Origin of the sequence: Caballeronia sp. M1242 (assembly GCF_017220215.1) — a bacterium.
Taxonomy (GTDB): Bacteria; Pseudomonadota; Gammaproteobacteria; order Burkholderiales; family Burkholderiaceae; genus Caballeronia.
This window is the reverse complement of record NZ_CP071129.1, coordinates 1,205,134-1,220,902: the sequence shown is the minus strand read 5'-3', so window position 1 is coordinate 1,220,902 and position 15,769 is coordinate 1,205,134. Positions and strand designations below refer to the sequence as shown.

Genomic DNA, 15,769 nt, shown 5'->3' with positions numbered 1-15,769 from the left:
AAGGGGGATCAGGCGCGGATCAGGTCGTCGAGCCTGAAGCGCGCGATCCGGTAAATCTGGTCGAGACTCGTGCGAAGCTCCTGGTCGCGGTCATGATTCACGCGCGCCTCGAAGTTCGCGATGATGCCGTGACGGTCATAGCCGCGCACCGCGAGAATGAACGGGAAGCCGAACTTCTCGCGATACGCCGTGTTGAGCGACTGGAGCTTGTCGAACTCTTCCTGCGTGCAGAGGTTCAGCCCCGCGCCGCTCTGCTCACGCGTCGATTCGGCCGTCAGTTCGCCGCGCACGGCGGCCTTGCCCGCGAGTTCCGGGTGAGCGTTGATGAGCGCGAGTTGCTTTTCTTCGCCCGCCGTCTCCACCGCTTGCGACATGGTCGCGTGCAATGCGTCGATGCTCGAAAACGGGCGCTTGGCCGCCGCGATCTCCGCGACCCACGGCGAATGCTCGAAGATGCCGGCGAGCACGGTCACGAACGCGTCGGCGGGCATGGTGTTGAGTTGGTCGAGTGTGGTTTGCATCGCCTTCATGCCGCCGTCCCGTTGTCTGCCTGCGTTTGATCGTAAGGGTGATGTTCGCGCCAGTGCCGCGCGATATCGACGCGCCGCGTCACCCACACGCGGTCGTGCTTTTCGATGTGATCCAAAAACTTCTGCAGCCCGCGAAAACGCCCCGGCCGGCCGAGCAGCCGGCAGTGCATGCCGATGGACAGCATCTTCGGCGCTTCGTCGCCTTCTTCGTAGAGCACGTCGAAGGCATCGCGCAGGTACGTGAAAAAGTGGTCGCCCGTATTGAAGCCTTGCGGCGTGGCGAAACGCATGTCGTTGGTATCGAGCGTGTACGGCACGATGAGTTGCGGCGTGCTTTTGCCGTTGCCGAGCTCGACGTCCATCCAGAACGGCAGATCGTCGCCGTAGTAGTCCGAGTCGTACAGAAAGCCGCCGTATTCCGCCACCAGCCGATGCGTGTTCGGACTGTCGCGGCCCGTGTACCAGCCGAGCGGCCGCACGCCCGTCACGCGTTCGATGGCTTCCATGCCGAGACGCATGTGCTCCGCTTCGCGCTCCGGCGACATGTCCTGATAGTGAATCCAGCGATACCCGTGGCACGCAATCTCATGCCCCAGCTCCACGAACGCCCGCGAAAGCTCGGGATGCCGCTCCATCGCCATGCCCACGCCGAACACGGTTAGCGGCAGGCCGCGCTTCTCGAACTCGCGCAAGATGCGCCAGACGCCTGCGCGCGAGCCGTATTCGTAGATGGACTCCATGCTCATGTGACGCGCCGGATACGACGCCGCGCCGACGATCTCCGACAAGAACTGCTCGGAGCCGGGATCGCCGTGCAGCACGCAGTTTTCGCCGCCTTCTTCGTAATTGAGCACGAATTGCACGGCGACGCGCGCACGCCCCGGCCAGTTCGCCTGCACGGGATGGCGGCCGTAGCCGATCAGGTCGCGTGGATAGTTCGGATCTAGAGACATGGCTGGGTCGGGAAACGGGGCGTTGGAAAGCGGAATGTCGACGATTCAGTGTAGCGAAAACGCCCGGACGCGCCCATACAGCGGCGCAGATATTGCGGGTCACGTCACCGGTATGTGTCGATCGTTTCAGACGTTCAGCGCGGGCCGAAATCGGCGAGCACGCCGTCGTAGCGTTTCGCGAGCGGCCGCGCGAAGTCGCCGCGCTTCGCCGTATGCAGCCTGAGCGCGATGAGCGCCTCGGCCCATTTGACGGCCGCCGTCACGCCTTCCACGACCGGCGCGCCGATAGCGTCCTCCACTTCGCGGCAGAATTCGGCCATGCCCGCGCAGCCGAGCACGATGGCGTCCGAGCCGTCTTCGTGGAGCGCGCGCCGGCATTCGTCGATGATCGTCTGCCGCGCCGCCGAGCCCGGTTCGTCGAGTTCGAGCACCGCGACGTCCGTCGCACGCACGTTCTTGCAGAAGCGCGTCATGCCATAGCGCTCGGCGAGATGCCATGCCATGCCGCACGTGCGCCGCAGCGTCGTCACGACCGAAAAGCCCGGCGCGATGACGCTCGCCGCGTGCATCGCCGCTTCTGCGATGCCGATCACCGGCCCGCGCGCCAGTTCGCGCGCCGCGTACAGCGCCGGGTCGCCGAAACACGCGATCACGTAGCCGTCGAAGCCCTGCCGCTCGCCCGCCTCCACTTCGGCGAGCAGCCCGAGCGAGGCAATGGCTTCGTCGTAATAGCCTTCGATGGAAGGCGGGCCCATCGTCGGGCTCACCGCGATGATTTCGGTGCCCGGCGCGGCGACCTCGCGCGCGCAGCGGGCCATCGATTCCGTCATGCGCTGCGTGGTGTTCGGGTTGATCAGTTTGATGCGCATTGCTGTCTCCTGCTCATTGCGTCTCTCCGTCCGCCGCAACGTGTCGCGGCGGCTCGGTTCCCTTCACTTCAAGCCGCGTGCTTGCGATCCGCCAGCATCCAGTAGAACAACGCGCCGAGCCCCGCGCCGATGAACCACGAGAAGTTCGCGGCGCCTTCGAGCGAAGGCAGCATCACGCACAGAATCGCGATGACTGCGGCGGGCAAGAGCGCCATCACTGCGCGGCGATTCACGCCCTTCGTGTACCAGTACTTGCCGGTGTCGGACGTCGTGTAGAGGTCGTTCACCGCGAGCTTGCCGCGCTTGAGCAAATAGAAGTCGAGAATCAGCACGCCATACAACGGTCCGATGAAGCTGCCGAGAATATCCAGCGTGTAGTGGATCACGGCGGGGTTGTTGAAGAGGTTCCACGGCGTAATGAAGATGGACGCGGTCGCGGCCATCATCCCGCCCATGCGCCAGCTGATGAGACGCGGCGCGACGTTGGAGAAGTCGAACGCCGGCGACACGAAGTTCGCCACGATATTGATGCCGATGGTCGCGATGGTGAACGTCAGCGCGCCGAGGATGACGGCCGTCGGATGATCGATGCGGCCCACCGTTTCCACCGGATCGGTAATCAGTTGTCCGAACACCGGCAATGTGGCCGCCGTCGTGATGACCGTCACGAGCGAGAACGCGAGGAAATTGACCGGCAGCCCCCAGAAGTTGCCGCGCTTCACGCTGCGAAAGCTCTTGCAATAGCGCGAGAAGTCGCCGAAGTTCAGCATCGGCCCGGAGAAATAGGACACGACGAGCGAGATCGCGGTGATCATCACCGGCACGACTTCCATGCCGTGATACTTCACGCCGCCAAGATTCAGCCCGATGTTGTGGATGCCCGCGCGCCACACCATGTATCCGGCGAGCCCGAACATCACGACATAGACGGCAGGTCCCGCGAAGTCGATGAACTTCTTGATCATCTCCATGCCGCGCCAGAACACGACCGCCTGCAACACCCACAGCAGCATGAAGCCGGCCCAGCCGAGCGCCGACAGCCCGACGAAGCCGTAGCGATGCACGTCCGCATAAGGCATCAGCGACGGCACGAACTTCAGCACGACGATCACGAGCGCACTCGAAGCCAGATACGTCTGAATGCCATACCACGCCACGGCGATTAGCCCGCGAATGACGGCGGGGATATTCGCGCCGAGCACGCCGAACGTCGCGCGGCACGCGACCGGATACGGCACGCCTGCGACCTGACTCGGCTTTGCGATGAGATTGCACAGCAGATTCACGAGCCCGATGCCGATCAGAAGCGACACGAGCACTTGCCAGCTCGTCAGCCCGAGCGCGAAGAGACTGCCCGCGAACACATAGCCGCCGACGCTATGCACGTCCGACATCCAGAACGCGAAGATGTTGTACGCGCCCCACGTCTGATTCCTGAGCGGCGCGAGATCTTCGTTGTACAGACGATCGCTGTAGCCGGCGGGCAAGCCGGTATCGTGCTCGGAAGATTCGTACGGGGTTTCATAGGGCGGCAGTGCTGAACTGCCGGGCGTTGCACTGAACTGAGCCATGACCTCTCCTTGGATGGGCGGCTTGCGTCATGAAAAAGCGGCAATTGCTTGGGATCAAGCGTCGTCGGATACCTTCGCGAACGGGCTCGCCGCCACGCTCGCGCGGTACTCTTCGGATTTGCTCCATCGCCTGCGGCGTAGTGCCGAGAGCGAGCGGGCTTAAGCCCGCTTCGCTCGCCGTCAGGCGTTTTTCATTGCACGCTCATCGATGAGCGTCTCGTTCAGTGCGGCGCATGTTGCGCGCTTTTTCGCGCATGCGTCTTGCCACGCGTCCGCTGCATCAGCGCGGGCGCGGTCTCCGGTCATGTGTGTTCGTGCTACGGCTTGCTTACGCGCCGAACGCCTTCTCGCGTTCGCCCGGCCTTGCGAATACTTCTTTCAGATCGACCGCGCCACGGGCGGGCCGCTCCAGCATCTTCAATTCGACATCGCGCAGATGTTGCGCCATCAGATCCGCGGCTTTTGAGGCGTCGCCGGCATCGAGCGCGGCGAGAATCGCTTCGTGATCTTCGAACGAGCACGAACTTTTGCCGAGCGATTCATACAGCGCCGAGATCAGCGTTGAGCGCGCGACGAGTCCGGACAGACAATCGCACAGCACGGCGTTGCCGGTGAGCGCGGCGAGTTCGGTGTGGAACTCGCCCGACAGCCGAATCCATGCGGAAAAGTCGCGGTTCTCGAACGCTCGCCTTTCGCGCCCGATGGTCGCGCCGATCGACTTCAGCCGCCGCGTGCCGTGCCCTTTGCAGATGCGCTCGACGACAGCCAGCTCGACGATGCGCCGCATCTCGAACACGTCGTGCACTTCCTGCAGCGACGGACTGGCGACGAACGCGCCGCGATTCGGTTCGAGATCGACGAGCCGCTCGCCTGCCAGTTGCGACAGCGCCTGGCGCACCGGGCCGCGTTTCACGTCGAACACTTCGCACAACTGCGCTTCGGTCAGCTTCGCGCCGGGAGCAAGCCGGTGTTCGAGGATCGCGGCGCGGATGTTCTCGGCGATCGACTCGGGGCTCGCTGCGACGGCTCCGTTCAGGGAATCGGCGGAAGCGTTCGATGCAGCACTCGTTTTACGGTCGGACATGATGTGCTCGCTTGCATGTTGACCATCTTAGAATCGACATAAAGATTGTCAACAATTCAAATTAAAAATCTTGGTGAAGGACCGCATCGCGCGAGATGATGTCTGCCTGCAAGCCAATACGGGCAAGCCTTTCAGGCGATTACGCCACTTTTTGTCGGCATTGCCTGCCGGATTTTGTCGACAATCCCGTGTGCGCGAATGGTGCATCGCGACTCACGGTGACGCATAATACAGACCGTTAGTTGCGCGTTCATCCGAAGAAAAAGGCACTCGAAACAAGTGCCCTCACCCGCAAACTCAAGCCAGATGCGGATAGTCCGACAGCGCCAGCGTGAAACCGCGCTCGTTCGCGACAAGGTGTGCAGTCGCACCAAAAGGCAGCGTGAGCAGATTATCGACGTGCCCGAACTGCAAGCCCGTCACAAACGGCACGCCGGTCGTCGCCCTCATCTGCTCGATCACCGCGTCGAGCGAGAAGCCGTTGTCGTAGTCGGACAGCCGTCCGCCCGAGAACTCTCCCATGATCACCGCTTGCTGCCGACCGAGCACGCCCGCCTGATGCAGCTGATAGATCATCCGCTCGATGCGGAACGGATGCTCGTTCACGTCTTCGATGAAGAGAATGCCGCCATCGACCGGTGGCAGATACGGCGTCCCGACGAGCGCGGCGAGTATCGCAAGGTTGCCGCCCCACAGCATGCCGGTCACATCCACTGACTGGCGCTGCGGCGTTTGGCTCGTCACGGTGAACTTCGGCTGCGAGATCGCCTGCCAGAAGTGGTGCATGGTGAACGCGCTCAGGTGCTCCGCGCCGAAGTTTCCGGCGAACATCGGGCCGCCGAAGCTCTTCACCGCCGAACGCGCATACAACGCGCACTGAATCGCCGTGAAATCGCTATGGCCGACGAGCGCCACGGGTTCGTCGGCCAAGCGCCGCAGGCCGTCGTAGTCGAGGCCGTGCAGGATGCGCGATGCGCCATATCCGCCGCGCACGGCCAGCACGATATCGGGCAACGGCCGCGACGGATCGGCGAGACGGTTCAGATCGGCGGCGCGTTCGCTGTCGGTGCCGCCGAATCGCTGGAAGCGCCGGCGCGTCGCATCGAGATTTTCGAGCCGATGACCCTGCGCCCGCAAACGCCCGATGCCCCGCTCGACGGCGGCGGGATCGTGCGGATAGCCGGAAGGCGCGATAAGGTCGATGGTGCGTGATTTCACGATGTTCGGTTCGTGTTGGTGAAGGAATCGGCTGTTAGGCGCGCGGCGCGCTCTTCGCGCGCGAGAAGCCGGCGCTCGGCGAAGAAGTTCTTGAGCGCGTGGCCGCATTCGTCGGCGAGCACGCCGCCCGTCACGGCCGTGTGATGATTCAGCCGCTCGTTCGCGAACATATCGACGACGCTGCCGCACGCGCCGGTCTTCGGGTCGGCCGCGCCGTACACGACCCGGGCGATGCGCGCGTGCATGATGGCGCCCGCGCACATCAGGCACGGCTCCAGCGTCACATAGAGTTCGCAGCCCGGCAGCCGATAGTTCCGCAGCGCCTGCGCCGCGGCCCGCAGCGCGACCATTTCCGCGTGAGCGGACGGATCGTGCCCGCGAATCGGATGATTGAAACCCGTGGCGATGACTTCGTCGCCCAGCACGACGACCGCGCCCACCGGCACTTCGCCCGCGCGGCGCGCTTCGTCGGCGGCGCGTTGCGCGAGCGCCATGAAGCGGCGATCGCGGTCGCTGGCGGGAGCGGGATCTTCTGGTGTGTCGGGAGAAGCGCCGGCAGGCGGCTCGGTGAGCGTCAAGGCTGCTCCGGCTCCGTGTCGCCACGCGCCGCGACGCGCTCCGAGAGCCGCTCCGCGATGCGCCGGCGATATTCGTGCGGCACGCAGCCGCCGCCGCGCAGCGATTCGAGCGCCATGTCGAGCGCGAGCATCTTCACCTGAATGCGGCAGCGGGCGGCAGGATCGGTCACTTTGTCGAGTTCGTCCTGCAGGCCACGCAGCGCGCGAAGCTGCTCAACGGCGGGCGGAACGAAACCCGCGTTCTTGAGAATGCGGTTGGCGACGCGCACTTCCTCGGGAACGAGAAGATCGTCGTCCAACTGAAGCGGCGCGCCTGCGCCCGGCAAGTTGTTCAACTCGCCGCGAGACACGGCTTCGTTGATCCGCTGTTCTACCAGAGCATCTAGCAATTTCATCGGGGATTACGACCGGCTTTCGAATGACGCCGAAGCGGTCTGTCACGATTTGCGGGGTTAGCGTGAAGTCGGAGCCGCCGGAACAACGCGCTCGCGCGTGGTTCGGCTCACTTCGACAATTCATCTCGTATTCTATCAGCGGCGGCCCTGATTGCTTCGCGCGGCGCACGGCCGTTCGCGCGCGCCGGCCGTATAGAGAAGATATGCGGGGTTTCCGCGCCATCGCTTGCCGCGCGTCGGCCGTCTGTGCTTACGAGCGCACGGGCTCGCGCGTGTAGCCTTGCGTCGCGAGGAGAAGCCGCCGCGTGTACTCGTGCTTGACGTCGTGCGCCCTCACCGCCTCGACGCCGAGTTGCTCGACGACTTCGCCGTTGCGCATGACGGCCACCCGCTGACACAGGAAGCCGACGACCGCGAGATTGTGGCTCACGAGGATCATCGTGAGCTTGCGCTCGCGATGCAGACGCCGCAGCAGGTTCAAAATTTCGGCCTGCACGGAGACATCGAGCGCGGACGTCGGCTCGTCGAGCAGAAGCACGCGCGGCTCGACGATCAGCGCGCGCGCAATCGACACGCGTTGCCGCTGTCCGCCCGACAGTTGATGCGGATAGCGAAAGCGGAACGCGGCCCCGAGGCCGACTTCGGCGAGCGCATCCAGAATGCGCGCGTTCTGATTGCCGATGCCGTTGATCGCGAGAGGCTCGCGCAATGTCCGGTCGACGGTGAAGCGCGGATGCAGGGAGCCGTACGGGTCCTGAAACACCATCTGCACGTCGTGCTGCGGCCGATGCGCGATGGCCTGCCCGTCGATGCGCATGGCGCCTTCTGCAAGCGGCACAAGGCCCGCGAGCGCGCGCAGCAGCGTCGACTTGCCGCTGCCCGACTCGCCGACGAGACCGAATACTTCGCCATCCTCAACGCGCAAGGACACGTCGCGCACGGCATCGACATGGCCGGTTTTCGTCTTGAAGCGAATGTGCGCGTGGTCGATCTCGATCATCGCGCGGCTTCCTCGATCGTTTCCGCGAGCCACGACGGATCGCGGCGCAGCGTCGGCAATTCGTCGGGCGGATTGGTCAGCGGCGGGCTGGCCGCGAGCAGCCCGCGCGTGTACGGATGCCGCGCGTTGGCGAGTTCACGCGCCGCGCACGTCTCCACGACGCGCCCGCCGTACATCACCGCGACGCGATCGCAGAACGACATGACGAGCGGCAAGTCGTGGCTGATGAACACGAGCCCCGTGCGATGACGCTCGATCATCTCGTCGAGCACGGCGAGCACCTGCATCGACACGAGCACGTCGAGCGCGCTCGTCGGTTCGTCGGCGATCAGCAGGCGCGGGCCGGCGCTCACCATCATCGCGATCATCACGCGCTGGCCCATGCCGCCGGACAGCTCGTGCGGATACGCGTCCGCCACGCGCTCGGGGTCGCGGATATGCACGGCCGCGAGCGCATCCACGATGCGCGCACGCATCGCGCGCCGGCTCAGGCCGCCGTCCTGACGCGCGATGGTTTCGCGCATCTGCTGGGCGACCGTCATCACCGGATTGAGCGAGTACTTCGGGTCTTGCAGGATCATGCTCATCTGCGTGCCGCAGAGGCGCCGGCGCGCTTTGGGCTTCATCGCGAGCAGATCGTGGCCGTCGAAGCGCAAAGCCTTCGCGGACCATCGCGCTTCGGGCGGCAAGAGGCCGAGCAGCGCGCGGCCGGTCAGCGACTTCCCCGAGCCCGATTCCCCGACGATGCCGAGCCGCTCGCCGCGCCGCACCGTCAGCGAGACGCCGCGCACCGCAGGCATCGCGACGCCGTCGTGGCCGGCGAAGGCGACTTCGAGACCGTCGATTTCAGCGAGCGCATCTTCCATGTCAGCCTCCATGACGGGGATCGAAGACATCGCGCAGACCGTCGCCGAGCAGATTGAACGCGAGGCTCACCGCGAGAATCGCGAGGCCGGGAATGGTCGCCACCCACCAGGCGTCGAGCAGCACGTTACGGCCCGAGGCGACCATGTAGCCCCATTCCGGACTCGGCGGCTGCGCGCCCAGCCCGAGAAATCCGAGCCCCGCGACCGCGAGAATGATGCCGGCCATATCGAGCGTCGCGCGCACGATCACCGACGACGAGCACAGCGGCACGATATAGCGCAGCAGAATGCGCGTGTGCGATGCGCCCGCCAGCCGCGCCGCGTGGATGAAATCCGCCTGCGCGAGCCGCAGCGATTCGGCCCGCGCGAGCCGCGCATAAGGCGGCCACGCGGTGATGGAAATGGCGATGACCGCATTCAACACGCCCGGCCCCAGCGCCGCCGCGAACGCGAGCGCCAGCACGATCTTCGGGAACGCGAGCGCGACATCGGTCACGCGCATGAGCGCCGTGTCGACGAAGCCGCCGCAATAGCCCGCCAGCGTGCCGATCAGGAGTCCGACCGGCACCACGAGCACGACGACGAGCATCGCGATGGAAAGCGTGAGACGCGAGCCGTGCACCAGTCTCGACAGGATGTCGCGGCCGAGTTGATCCGTGCCGAACCAGTGCGCCGCGCCCGGCGGCATCAGACGATCGGCGAGCACCTGCCGCAGCGGGTCCTGCGTGACCAGAAGCGGCCCGACAGCCGCCGCCACGACGAGCACGATCAGAATGACGAGGCCCAGCATGCTGAGCGGATTGCTCGAAAACCGCCGCCAGCGCCGGTACGCGCGCCCGAGCGCGGCCTGTCGCGGGGACGCGGGCGTGTCGGTCAGGAGCCACGCGCGCCACGTGGCTGGCGGAGGTTTCATCGGCGTGCGCTTGGCGGGCGAATGCATGCGGCAAGGTTCTCCGTTGTCAGCGAGCGCGCGGATCGAACACGCGGTAGAGTGCATCCGTCAGCAGATTGAGCGCGATGAACGTCGCGCCGATCACGAGCGTGCTGCCGAGCACTGCGTTCATGTCGGCGTTCAGCAGCGCGCCCGTCAGATACGAGCCGATGCCCGGCCATGCGAAGACGATCTCGGTCAGCACCGAGCCTTCCAGCAAATAGCTATACGCGAGCGCGATGACCGTGAGCAACGGCACCGCGATATTGCCGAACGCATGACGCCAGATCACGCGGCGCTCGGGCAAACCCTTTGCGCGCGCGGTCGTCACGTACTCCTGGCTCAGTTGTTCGAGCATGAACGAGCGCGTCATGCGCGAGAGATACGCGATCGAATAGAACGCCAGCACGCCCGCCGGCAGCGCGATATGCGAAAACGCGTTGGCGAACACGTCCCACTCGCGGGCGATGAGCGCATCGATCAGCAGACTGCCGGTGCGCGTATCGACCATGCCGTCGTACAGCGGATCGATGCGGCCCGGTCCCGACACCCAATGCAGCCGCGCGTAGAACAGCAGCAGCCCCATTAGCGCGAGCCAGAACACCGGCACCGAACTGCCCGCGAGGCCGATCACGCGCGCGACGTGATCGACCATGCGGTTGTGCCGCACCGCAGCAATGACGCCGAGCGGCACGCCGATCATCACGCCGATGAACGTCGAGAGCGTCGCCAGTTCGAGCGTCGCGGGAAAGACGCGCCGGATGTCGTCGATGACGGGATTCGCCGTCAGCAGCGACACGCCGAGATTACCGTGCAGCACGTCGCGGGCGTAAATCAGGAATTGATCGACGAGCGGCTTGTCGAGCCCGAGTTGCGCGCGCGCCGCGGCATACGCGCTCGCCGATGCGCGGTCGCCGAGAATCGCGAGCACGGGGTCGATCGGGATCTTGCGCCCGATGAAGAACGTGATCGCCAGCAAGCCGGTGAACGTGACGGCGAGCATCGCGATCCAGCGCAAGAGCGCGAGCGCGATCCGCGCGCCGCCGCGATTCGCGTTCGCGGCGCGCAGGCGATCGAGCACGGACGGATGCGGCGTCATCGCGTCATTGCTTCTTCAGGTTGCGATACGACACGAGATCGTTGATCGGCCCGACTTCCAGACCGGTCACGCCCGGACGCGCCGCCACTTGCGAAACCTTCTGGAACATGATGACGAAAGGCGACTTGGCGAGCATTTCGCGCTGCATTTTCTCGTACATCTGCGCGCGTTTCGTCGTAGAGCTTTCCGCGAGCGCCGCGTTGGTTTCCTTCGTCAGGTCCGGAATATTCCACGCATTGCGCCACGCGAGCATCTTGAAGCTGGACGCATCCGAGTTGTCGGGATTCCACGCGAAGCCCTGCGCGTTGCTGTGCGGATCGATATAGTCCGCCGACCATTCGCCGATATAGATGTCATGCGCCCGCGCCCGATAGCGGCCGAGCGTCTGCTTGTTGTCGCTCGGGATGAGCTGCACTCTGATGTTCGCGAGCGCGAGATTCGCCTGCACCGCCTGCGCGATCTCGCTGTACGGATAGTCGTTGCGCACGTCCATCTTCACGGTGAAGCCGTCCGCGAGCCCGGCTTTGGCGAGCAGCGCCTTCGCTTTCGCGACGTCCTGATGATACGGATTCTCGTTGAGCGCGCCGAGAAAGCCTTCGGGCAAGAAGGTTTCATGGACCTTGTACGTCGTGCGGATCACGTTCTTCTGGATGCCCTGATAGTCGATCAGCCACTTCATCGCTTCCCAGACTTCCGGCTTCGCCAGGTACTGATTCTTGTTGTTCAGGCCGAGATACATGAGCGTCGCCTGCGGCACGGCCGTCGCCTTGATGACGCCGTTCTTCGAGAGCGTGTCGAGGTCGTCGGGGCTCAAATCGCGCGCCACGTCGATATCGCCGTTCTGGATCATCAGGCGCTGGCTCGCCGCCTCGGTCACATGGCGCAGCACGATGCGCTTCATCGCGAGCGGCAGGCGATAGCCGTCGAAACGTTGCAGCACGATGCTGTCGTTCGCCGTCCACTTCACGAGCTTGTACGCGCCCGAGCCGGCCTCGTTGGTCTTGAGCCAGTCGTTGCCGTAGTCGTTACCTTTGGCATGCGATTCCAGCAGCTTGCGATCCACGACCGACGCCGGCCACGCGCCCAGCACGTTGAGCACGAAAGTCGGCGCGTAGCGTTGATCGGTCGTGACGGACACCGTGCTGTCGTCGATCTTCTTCACGTTCGCGAGCGCGTTGGCTTTCGTGATGCCGATGCCCGCGAGCACCGCCGCCGCGCCCTTGTCGAGCAACGCCGTGCGCTGAATGGACCACGCGACGTCATCGGCCGTGAGCGGATTGCCGGAATGGAACTTGAGGCCGGAGCGGATCTTGAACGTGAACGTGAGCCCGTCCGGGCTGACCGTCCACGACTGCGCGACGTCGCCGTTGAACTTCGACGGGTCTTTCAGATCGACGCGCACCAGCCGGTCGTACGTGTTCGCGACGTATTCTTCCGGCACGAGCTCGTAGACTTCGCCCGGATCGAGCGTGGTGAATTCGTCGAGCAGCGTCGCCATGACGAACATGTCCTTCGGCGTCGCCGCGTGCGTTGCGGAGGCGAAGCTCAACGCCAGCGTCATCGCGACAAGGGCCTTTCGTGCGCTCAGTCTCATGGTTGTTTTTCCCGTTCACATCAGCCGCAAGGGGCCGCTTTCTTCGTTGTCGATGAGCGCGAGTTCGCGCGATCCGGGTAATTCGTAATGCCACCATTCGCTCGGAATATGCGCGAAGCCCGCGCCGTGCATCACGCCGAGCAAGAGCGTGCGATTGCGCTGCACGTGAGCCGGCAGACCCGCGTGAAAGTGGCCGGACTCGGGCACCATCGCGTCGAAGCCGGTGCCCATGTCGAACTCGAGGCCGTCGCTATCGACGAGCGTCAGGTCCACCGCCGTGCCGCGACTGTGATTCGAGCCGCGGCCGAGATCGGCGATGAACGTGGGATCGGGCAGGAAGTTCCACAGCACTTCCTGCGCTTGCGGCGGGCGGTAGGCGTCGAAGATCTTCAGCGTCGCGCCGAAGCTCTGCGCGATCGTCACCGCTTGGCGCAGCGCCGCTTCGGCGGGTTCGAGCAGCAGGCAATGCTGCGTCTTGTAGATGGGCTTGCCGGTGAGATTGCGATCGGTCGCGTAGACGAGGTCGATCTGGACGTGATGCGTTTCGGGCGTGACGGGCAGCAGACGGGATCGAGTCATGTAATCGGAATCCTTGGGTCGAACCCTTCAACCATAACGCGGACGAAAAATCCGCGAAACAGTTTATTCCGAATGTGCGGCGTCTTATGCGGCGTCTTATGCGTCGAGCGGCCAGCGTTCGATGACCTGATGCTCCGAGCGTCCGAGCAGACTGCGCACGAGGGCGAACTCGCGCACGGTCCATGTGATCGGCTGAACGGCTTGTCGCGCGACGCGATGCTCGTCGTAAAGCAACGTCACGTGCGGGATGAAGCGCGGATGCGATTTGACGAAGATGCCGACTGATTGCAGCGTTTTGTCGAGTTGATCGACGAAAGCGGAGAACGCGTCGCCCGGCTCGCCCGCTATGACGAGCGGCCGCTTGGGACGGCGCGTGGCGAAGGTTTCGACGCGGTCGAGCGTCACGTCGAATGACGGCATGTGAACCGATGAAGCCGCCGCGTGGGTCGCAGCCAGCGTGTCGGCCGGCACGCCCGCGAAAACGCCGAGGTAATGCAGGGTGATGTGCAGGCGGTCGGCGGGAATGGGCCGCGCCTTTAGCGCGTGTTCTGCGCGAAGGCGCGCCGCGTGGTCCCCGATGCGCTCGGCAGCGGCGGCATCGGGGTAGACCGCGAAGAAGAGCGAGTCGGTGGGACGGTCAGGGCGAGGGGTGTTCATGCGTCTTCACAGGTTTGACTCGCGTGCCGATCGTGACGGCTGACGCCGGCACACACCGAATCAGCGCCCATGTTGTTTGGAAAAAAATCCACGAACGTTGGCTGTCTCAGGCGACTTGTCAGCGCCTTACCGTTGTTGATACTGTCAGACGCATTGAAAGGAGGTCGCCATAGCGTCACAACCGCAATGCCGCATCAAGATCATCATGTTCGAAGGCACTTGCCATGCGAGCGATCTCTGCGCGCCGGCAACCGACTTCCTGAGCAACCGCTCGCCATGTACGGGTCACGTCTGCCACCTCGCGGATCGTGGCCCGAGCCTGCTTCAACGACAAACCGAAGAACTCCGCCGCACTTTCTAGCAGGTCGAGCGAACATGTCCCTTCGTCGAGATCGATGTTGGTCGTCAGAATGCGCGCCTTGACGTCGGTTGGCGTGGGGTTGAGGTCATAGGCCGGTGACAACACCCAGCCGTCGCGGCCGGTCCAGAGGAAACCATGGTTACGCAAATGGTCATCGACATTTGAAACCAGTACGTTGAACGTCACACGGCGATACAACTGGGCAGCGTCGGCTCTCGCCCTGGCACCATGTTGTGTCAGTGCATCAACCAGTTCGGGATAGCTGCCGCGTTGGCCGTCCCGAGATCCTGTCATCGACATTGCCGAGAGAAAGGGAATGCGAACACCGCCAGCGCGATCGAAGCGGCGCGACAACAGCACAGGCTTGCCCGCTACCTGAAGCAGCTGGTGATGCGGGGTCGAAATGCCGGCGCGCTCAGCCAATCGCAGGGCGACCTCCTCCCAGGCCTCGATGCTGTATTCGTCGAGTTCCTTTGGAAATTTGGCAATCGACAAATGGCCGTACTGGTCGATGACCGACGCCTTGGGACGCGCGCCACCGAGCGATGATCCAGGCGCGAAGATCAGTTGCAAATCTTCATCCGTTTCCTCGTCTCGCAGGATACGCTCGGTGATTTGAAGCAGCCGGCCCAATTCGATCAGCGCGGGGACACCCGCAGGCACGGGCGCCTGGAATTCACTATCTCCGCCCCAACGGAATCGCAGGGCGCCGAGACGCGTTTCATCCGCCACGCCCAACAAGTAGTCAAGTTCACCAAGCGTCCGGACGCGCCTCCCCTCCCGTTCGGCCTGTCGACGCTCCGCGCGTTGCATGAGTCGCCGTCCCCAGGTATCGGGCGCTGAATCGCCGATTGAACCGAAAATGGACTGATCTGGCGGCGGTGGAAAAACGCCGCGCGTCAACGCCAGCGCCGGCTCAATTGAGAACCGCCCGTCGTCGGCCAGCCATGTCTCGTCGTATTCGAACGTGACCGTTTCTTCTCGACGCGACGCATGACGCCTGAGGAGGCCTACCGGACGCGGCGAGCCATCTAGATCGATGTGCACCTCGACATCAGTCATGATCGCCCTTTCCTCTGCCGCTGCGAGGCAACCTGACGCGCTGAGGCAACGCGGCGGTTGCCAGCGACTGCCCGACGGTGTCCCGCGAGGCGTCGGCGACCTGAGTCAGTCCGTCCAGCAGCCCAAGCGCCTGTAGCACGGCCGCATAGATGCCGATGCTCACCCCCGCATCGCCCGCCTCGACCCGCTGCAAAGTCGCTCTCGACGTGAACGCACGCTCGGCGACCACCGCCATGGTCAGTCGGCGACGGCGGCGGGCGTCGTGAATATCGGCGCCCAATTTGCGCAGCGCGCGCCGGACGGTGGCCGGAGGCGCGTGAGGTGTCGGCATGTTGCTAACTTCGTAAGTCTTTACAGCTCTTAATGTATCACGAAGTCAGCATTCCCCAACCGTTGGAGTCAGAGGGAAATTTGACGTCGGG

At 64.3% G+C, this 15,769-nt stretch carries 17 protein-coding genes; all 17 read right to left on the bottom strand.

The genetic code is table 11. The features are described 5' to 3' along the window. Nucleotides 1-8 precede the first annotated feature (8 nt). The gene (gene uraD, locus JYK05_RS05645; protein WP_175940171.1) at nt 9-530 is read right to left on the bottom strand and encodes a 2-oxo-4-hydroxy-4-carboxy-5-ureidoimidazoline decarboxylase; all 522 of its coding nucleotides are present in this window, start codon (nt 528-530) and stop codon (nt 9-11) included. Beyond that, a complete protein-coding gene (gene puuE, locus JYK05_RS05640; protein ID WP_206468054.1) occupies nt 527-1,483 on the bottom strand; it encodes an allantoinase PuuE in 957 nt (318 codons plus the stop codon). The genes uraD and puuE overlap by 4 nt, the downstream gene beginning before the upstream one ends. A 134-nt stretch (nt 1,484-1,617) precedes the next feature. Beyond that, entirely contained in the window at nt 1,618-2,352 is a 735-nt protein-coding gene (locus JYK05_RS05635) for an aspartate/glutamate racemase family protein (protein WP_206468053.1), read from the bottom strand. Nucleotides 2,353-2,420: 68 nt separating this feature from the next. Then, the gene (locus JYK05_RS05630; protein ID WP_206468052.1) at nt 2,421-3,923 is read right to left on the bottom strand and encodes an NCS1 family nucleobase:cation symporter-1; all 1,503 of its coding nucleotides are present in this window, start codon (nt 3,921-3,923) and stop codon (nt 2,421-2,423) included. Between the two features lie 328 nt (nt 3,924-4,251). Next, entirely contained in the window at nt 4,252-5,007 is a 756-nt protein-coding gene (locus tag JYK05_RS05625; RefSeq protein WP_206468051.1) for a GntR family transcriptional regulator, read from the bottom strand. A 297-nt stretch (nt 5,008-5,304) separates the two neighbouring features. Next, entirely contained in the window at nt 5,305-6,228 is a 924-nt protein-coding gene (gene ldcA / locus JYK05_RS05620; RefSeq protein WP_241269884.1) for a muramoyltetrapeptide carboxypeptidase, read from the bottom strand. Beyond that, nucleotides 6,222-6,803 carry a tRNA adenosine(34) deaminase TadA gene (gene tadA, locus JYK05_RS05615; protein ID WP_206468049.1) on the bottom strand — a complete coding sequence of 194 codons (582 nt, stop codon included), beginning with the start codon at nt 6,801-6,803 and terminating at the stop codon, nt 6,222-6,224. The genes ldcA and tadA overlap by 7 nt, the downstream gene beginning before the upstream one ends. Further along, a complete protein-coding gene (locus tag JYK05_RS05610) occupies nt 6,800-7,198 on the bottom strand; it encodes a DnaJ family domain-containing protein (RefSeq protein WP_159836014.1) in 399 nt (132 codons plus the stop codon). Before JYK05_RS05610 ends, tadA begins: the two co-directional genes overlap by 4 nt. Nucleotides 7,199-7,448: 250 nt before the next feature. Next, on the bottom strand, nt 7,449-8,198 hold the full coding sequence (locus JYK05_RS05605) for an ABC transporter ATP-binding protein (protein ID WP_206468048.1): 750 nt from the start codon (nt 8,196-8,198) through the stop codon (nt 7,449-7,451). After that, the gene (locus JYK05_RS05600) at nt 8,195-9,085 is read right to left on the bottom strand and encodes an ABC transporter ATP-binding protein (protein ID WP_371826415.1); all 891 of its coding nucleotides are present in this window, start codon (nt 9,083-9,085) and stop codon (nt 8,195-8,197) included. Before JYK05_RS05600 ends, JYK05_RS05605 begins: the two co-directional genes overlap by 4 nt. Further along, complete coding sequence (gene nikC, locus JYK05_RS05595; RefSeq protein ID WP_206468047.1) at nt 9,066-9,977, bottom strand: nickel transporter permease; 912 nt, start codon at nt 9,975-9,977, stop codon at nt 9,066-9,068. The genes JYK05_RS05600 and nikC overlap by 20 nt, the downstream gene beginning before the upstream one ends. A gap of 46 nt (nt 9,978-10,023) precedes the next feature. Further along, entirely contained in the window at nt 10,024-11,094 is a 1,071-nt protein-coding gene (locus JYK05_RS05590; protein WP_206468046.1) for an ABC transporter permease, read from the bottom strand. A gap of 4 nt (nt 11,095-11,098) precedes the next feature. Further along, nucleotides 11,099-12,688: an ABC transporter substrate-binding protein gene (locus JYK05_RS05585; protein WP_206468045.1), complete on the bottom strand. Its 1,590-nt coding sequence runs from the start codon at nt 12,686-12,688 to the stop codon at nt 11,099-11,101. A 15-nt stretch (nt 12,689-12,703) separates the two neighbouring features. Then, nucleotides 12,704-13,267 carry a D-alanyl-D-alanine dipeptidase gene (ddpX, locus tag JYK05_RS05580; protein WP_206468044.1) on the bottom strand — a complete coding sequence of 188 codons (564 nt, stop codon included), beginning with the start codon at nt 13,265-13,267 and terminating at the stop codon, nt 12,704-12,706. 96 nt (nt 13,268-13,363) lie between these two features. Further along, nucleotides 13,364-13,924, bottom strand: coding sequence for an RNA 2',3'-cyclic phosphodiesterase (gene thpR / locus JYK05_RS05575; protein ID WP_175940158.1), 561 nt, complete (start codon nt 13,922-13,924; stop codon nt 13,364-13,366). Nucleotides 13,925-14,099: 175 nt separating this feature from the next. Continuing rightward, a complete protein-coding gene (locus JYK05_RS05570) occupies nt 14,100-15,347 on the bottom strand; it encodes a type II toxin-antitoxin system HipA family toxin (protein WP_175940157.1) in 1,248 nt (415 codons plus the stop codon). Then, nucleotides 15,340-15,678 carry a helix-turn-helix domain-containing protein gene (locus JYK05_RS05565; protein ID WP_206468043.1) on the bottom strand — a complete coding sequence of 113 codons (339 nt, stop codon included), beginning with the start codon at nt 15,676-15,678 and terminating at the stop codon, nt 15,340-15,342. The genes JYK05_RS05570 and JYK05_RS05565 overlap by 8 nt, the downstream gene beginning before the upstream one ends. Nucleotides 15,679-15,769: the final 91 nt, after the last annotated feature.

Coding starts and splice junctions, on each gene's coding strand:
- uraD (WP_175940171.1), bottom strand. CDS start 530: ATGAAGGCGATGCAAACCACACTCGACCAACTCAACACCATGCCCGCC.
- puuE (WP_206468054.1), bottom strand. CDS start 1,483: ATGTCTCTAGATCCGAACTATCCACGCGACCTGATCGGCTACGGCCGC.
- JYK05_RS05635 (WP_206468053.1), bottom strand. CDS start 2,352: ATGCGCATCAAACTGATCAACCCGAACACCACGCAGCGCATGACGGAA.
- JYK05_RS05630 (WP_206468052.1), bottom strand. CDS start 3,923: ATGGCTCAGTTCAGTGCAACGCCCGGCAGTTCAGCACTGCCGCCCTAT.
- JYK05_RS05625 (WP_206468051.1), bottom strand. CDS start 5,007: ATGTCCGACCGTAAAACGAGTGCTGCATCGAACGCTTCCGCCGATTCC.
- JYK05_RS05610 (WP_159836014.1), bottom strand. CDS start 7,198: ATGAAATTGCTAGATGCTCTGGTAGAACAGCGGATCAACGAAGCCGTG.
- JYK05_RS05605 (WP_206468048.1), bottom strand. CDS start 8,198: ATGATCGAGATCGACCACGCGCACATTCGCTTCAAGACGAAAACCGGC.
- nikC (WP_206468047.1), bottom strand. CDS start 9,977: ATGAAACCTCCGCCAGCCACGTGGCGCGCGTGGCTCCTGACCGACACG.
- JYK05_RS05590 (WP_206468046.1), bottom strand. CDS start 11,094: ATGACGCCGCATCCGTCCGTGCTCGATCGCCTGCGCGCCGCGAACGCG.
- JYK05_RS05585 (WP_206468045.1), bottom strand. CDS start 12,688: ATGAGACTGAGCGCACGAAAGGCCCTTGTCGCGATGACGCTGGCGTTG.
- ddpX (WP_206468044.1), bottom strand. CDS start 13,267: ATGACTCGATCCCGTCTGCTGCCCGTCACGCCCGAAACGCATCACGTC.
- thpR (WP_175940158.1), bottom strand. CDS start 13,924: ATGAACACCCCTCGCCCTGACCGTCCCACCGACTCGCTCTTCTTCGCG.
- JYK05_RS05570 (WP_175940157.1), bottom strand. CDS start 15,347: ATGACTGATGTCGAGGTGCACATCGATCTAGATGGCTCGCCGCGTCCG.
- JYK05_RS05565 (WP_206468043.1), bottom strand. CDS start 15,678: ATGCCGACACCTCACGCGCCTCCGGCCACCGTCCGGCGCGCGCTGCGC.